We start from the raw sequence: 3,931 nt of genomic DNA, 5'->3' as shown, positions 1-3,931 counted from the left end.
TGGTCCAAGTGGTGTGGGCAAAACTCATTTAGCGACAGGAATTGGTATCGCAGCTGCGAAAAAAAGAACAAGTACGTATTTTATAAAATGTCATGACCTCATTCAAAATTTAAAGAAAGCGTACCTAGAAAACCGTTTGGAAAGTCGCTTAAAGCATTATACAAAGTATAAGCTCTTAATTATCGACGAAATCGGATATTTGCCTATTGATCCGGAGGATGCCAAATTGTTTTTTCAGCTGATTGATAAGCGTTACGAAAAGCGCAGCACAATTTTTACAACTAACGTCAATTTCAAATCCTGGAATGAAGTGTTTCAAGAGCCTAAGTTAGCAAATGCCATTCTTGATCGTATTTTACATCACGCAACGGTAGTGACAATTGTAGGAAAGTCATATCGTCTAAAAGATCATTTTCCGAAAGAACCTGAGTAATTTTATACATCATTAAGTGAGCGTTTTTGTACATAATCTAGTTGACATTTATATTACTTAAGACCAACAGTCATTAGAGATCTTTCGCTTTTTTATATTTTCTTCAAGTATTTGCACCAGAACCCATCCATTAACCTTTTACTTTGATATACGTTTCATCGACTCTCCAGGAATCATTGGTTGACTTAAGGTGACGTCGTACTCTTTCATCTAATTCAGGCCCATATTAATGAACCCAACGCATAATCGTTGTATGAGCCATGAATAAGCCCCGTTCCTCCATCATTTCCACCAAATCACGAAAGCTGAGACTGTACCGTAGGTACCACCTCACTGTTAACAAAATAATGTCAGGCTGATAATGTTTCCACTTGAACAGATTTTGCTTTTCCATACTGATCACGCCCTTTTTTTAGAGTAATAGTATCAGTATGTCCAAGCTTTAGAGATTAATTGCGACTGTTTTGAGATTTTTGTACCAGAACCGTTTTGCGACACGCTCACAATAGATAAAAAAACTAAGTTACAAGAGTAGTAACTTAGTATATTGCAGTTTTCTTTTTATTTTTTATATGTTTTGTGATTAAACTAGTAATAAAAGAGATTATTGTAAAAATAACTACCCAAAAAAAGAAAGTTGAGTTCAATATAGTTAAGGTTAGAACACTAAATACTAGAAATGTTAAAGTTGGCATAATAAATAAACTCTTTGTTAGATTATATCCAATGATACTTAGAATAATAACGAGGATTGGATAAAAAAATATAGCAAATAATAATTCCATATAAATTCTCCTTTCATAATTGGATAAAATGTTTAATTCGTAAATATAAATGAGATTTTTATTTGTCCGAATCTATTACAAGAAATGTTATATCTTCCCAATGTTTATTAAACATTAAGGTTGTCTCGTCTAACTTTTTTCCATCTTCTAGAGAATAACTATGAATTTCTCCTCGTACTTTCTCTTTTCTTGCAGATTTATCTGTGTATTGATAAAGGATATATATTTTCTTTTTCTCAATTTGAATATCTGCAATACCGCCACCTTTTTGATCTAATTTATTAAAAAAGGCTGATGTTTCTTGTATAGAGTAAGTTTTAATCGTTTTATAGTTTGTATTTAATGCTTGGATGTTCCCAGTCTGTTCAAATATGTATAATTCATTGTTTATGACTTCTAAGTGTATTGGTATGGATTGTGTCGAGTTTAATAAAATTTCCTTTTCAATACTTCCGTTGTTCGGATTAATTATAACAAGTCTTGTTGGCAATTTTTGATCTACATTATCGCTAAGTGACAATACAATCTTGTCATTCCAAATTTGAAACATGGATTTATGAAAAGAAGAAGCAAATAATACATCTTGATTTGGAATTTCTACTTCTTTTAATAATTTATCGGTAGAAAGATCGATGTAAGATATATATACTTTTTGATCTGTTTGAGAAAAAGCGTATAGAGTATTATTTATAATATGAGCACCCTGTATAGTGCCTTTTAATTTAATATGCTGTTGTGTCTCCCCCTTTTTTTTATATACTAATTCACTTATGTAACCATCTTTTTCATTTAGTATGCCAATATTCATATCATAAAAGACATAACCTTGTTCTGCGTGAATAAAATAGGCGCCTGAATTTGTATTTTGTAAATTCTTTGGTTTAGATATAGCTTCAACCTGCCCTTGCTTTGTAACACTGTAATGTTTGTCATTTCGACTAGAAGAAAAATAGTATGTATCTTCGTCTTTTGCATTTGTGATAATGCTTTGTCCTTCAATAGAAGCCTTTTCTAAAACATTCCCTTCTTTATCGTATGTTGTTAGATATCCTCCCGGTTTTAATCCATTCGTATAGGATACTAAATATTCTGCATTACTGATTTGTTTTAATGCCCTCTCACTACTTTTGGAGGATAAAGAGATGCTGCTTTCATTAGAACAGGACGTTAAGAAAATTGTACAACATAAGATAGAAATACTAGATAAAAAACGATACCTCATATGTTTTTAACCTACCTTTATTTATATGCTAATATAATAAATACTAATATAATACTAAAGCGACCATTAACAAACCGTTGATGGTCGCTTTTTTAGATTTTTCTATATCTAATTAATTAGAATAGAAAATCGTTGTATTTTCTGATTTAACCAGTTCAGCTGGTGTAACAACTGTATCAAATTTTACGTAATCGATATTGATTCCTTGTTGTTCCCAAGAACGCCAAGCTAGTTGAGAGCAATAGAAAGAAGAAGTAGAAAATTTGTTGGCAAAGTTCCAGTTATAAGCCTTACCAATTTTACCTTGTGCATAGCTTGCAGCGTTAGCATAATCTGTATCGGAAGCCTTTTTTACCCAAAGACCAAATACGTTGGATCTTCCTTTCCACGTATTTGGATAATATTGTACACCATCTTTGTTAATAGGGCTCCAAGATTTTGCAAAAGATTCTACGGTACGAGTGTAATCTCTAGATACAATAGCAGCATGTCCTACCCCTATAGAAGAGCTTCCAGAGTTAATCTCATAGCTTACTAATACATCTCCTTTTGTGCCAAGTGGAGATCTTGCATATGCAGAAATTGTAGAATTGGAATCAGATAAGATATTTTTATATTCTGGATCATTAATCTTTACATATTCTGTATTTGTATTTCCGTTTGTTTTTGTGCTAGCTGTGAAATTTTGTTGGGATTTTTTTAAGCCTTTTAGTTTTGTAATATCGTTAGCAGCTTTTTGTTTTGCTTCTGTTGCAAAGAATTTTTTATCGTTTTCCGCTATTTTTATGTATTCTTGAATTTGCTTATCTGTTAATCCGTGTTGCTTAAGTTCTACAACTTCCTTTTTTTGAATTGATGAGAGACTCTCGGCTGCCCCTGCTGCGCTTAAGCCAAATCCTCCAAATAGTGTTGTTGATAAAATTGTTGCTAATAAAACAGTTTTCAGTTTCATTTTATTAACTCATTTTCTATATTTTTCTTGTACCTTTAAAGTATATCATCGTTATATTATGAAATAAATAATGTTTTTTAATAGTTTTATAAATCAAAATTAAAGATAGTAGATATTTAAGAAAGAAGAGTAAAATTGGGGGCATGTCAACGGGGTTCTGGTGCAAAAATCTCAAAACAGTCGCAATTAATCTCTAAAGCTTGGACATACTGATACTATTACTCTAAAAAAAGGGCGTGATCAGTATGGAAAAGCAAAATCTGTTCAAGTGGAAACATTATCAGCCTGACATTATTTTGTTAGCAGTGAGGTGGTACCTACGGTACAGTCTCAGCTTTCGTGATTTGGTGGAAATGATGGAGGAACGGGGCTTATTCATGGCTCATACAACGATTATGCGTTGGGTTCATCAATATGGGTCTGAATTAGATGAAAGAGTACGACGTCACCTTAAGTCAACCAATGATTCCTGGAGAGTCGATGAAACGTATATCAAAGTAAAAGGTCAATGGATGTATGTATATCGTGCAGTCGATTCA

Annotated in this window: 5 protein-coding genes and 1 pseudogene; 2 read left to right on the top strand and 4 right to left on the bottom strand. The window is 32.4% G+C overall.

What is annotated here, in order from left to right; translation table 11 throughout:
• Nucleotides 1-433: ATP-binding protein (locus EEJ45_RS17920; protein WP_164464348.1), on the top strand; the 433-nt coding region annotated here is incomplete at its 5' end.
• A gap of 133 nt (nt 434-566) precedes the next feature.
• Here EEJ45_RS17920 and EEJ45_RS17915 read toward each other — a convergent pair.
• The 4 genes and pseudogenes from EEJ45_RS17915 to EEJ45_RS17900 form a co-directional block, all read right to left on the bottom strand.
• Nucleotides 567-827: pseudogene (locus EEJ45_RS17915) on the bottom strand (transposase domain-containing protein); the annotation flags it as partial.
• A gap of 145 nt (nt 828-972) precedes the next feature.
• On the bottom strand, nt 973-1,218 hold the full coding sequence (locus EEJ45_RS19125; RefSeq protein WP_124566108.1) for a DUF2651 family protein: 246 nt from the start codon (nt 1,216-1,218) through the stop codon (nt 973-975).
• Between the two features lie 58 nt (nt 1,219-1,276).
• Nucleotides 1,277-2,440, bottom strand: coding sequence for a hypothetical protein (locus tag EEJ45_RS17905; protein ID WP_246000041.1), 1,164 nt, complete (start codon nt 2,438-2,440; stop codon nt 1,277-1,279).
• A 112-nt stretch (nt 2,441-2,552) separates the two neighbouring features.
• On the bottom strand, nt 2,553-3,392 hold the full coding sequence (locus EEJ45_RS17900) for a YiiX/YebB-like N1pC/P60 family cysteine hydrolase (protein ID WP_124566107.1): 840 nt from the start codon (nt 3,390-3,392) through the stop codon (nt 2,553-2,555).
• 245 nt (nt 3,393-3,637) lie between these two features.
• Between EEJ45_RS17900 and EEJ45_RS17895 the strand changes: the two genes are divergently transcribed.
• On the top strand, nt 3,638-3,931 hold a 294-nt coding region (locus tag EEJ45_RS17895; protein ID WP_124566106.1), incomplete at its 3' end, for an IS6 family transposase.

Source organism: Ectobacillus antri, assembly GCF_003852715.1.
GTDB classification, from domain to species: Bacteria; Bacillota; Bacilli; order Bacillales; family Bacillaceae_G; genus Ectobacillus; species Ectobacillus antri.
The sequence above is the reverse complement of the archived record's forward strand: the minus strand, read 5'-3'. Positions and strand labels throughout refer to the sequence as shown.

Bases quoted from the DNA above. Each gene is read 5' to 3' on its own strand.
- EEJ45_RS19125 (WP_124566108.1), bottom strand. From the start codon at position 1,218: ATGGAATTATTATTTGCTATATTTTTTTATCCAATCCTCGTTATTATT.
- EEJ45_RS17905 (WP_246000041.1), bottom strand. From the start codon at position 2,440: ATGAGGTATCGTTTTTTATCTAGTATTTCTATCTTATGTTGTACAATT.
- EEJ45_RS17900 (WP_124566107.1), bottom strand. From the start codon at position 3,392: ATGAAACTGAAAACTGTTTTATTAGCAACAATTTTATCAACAACACTA.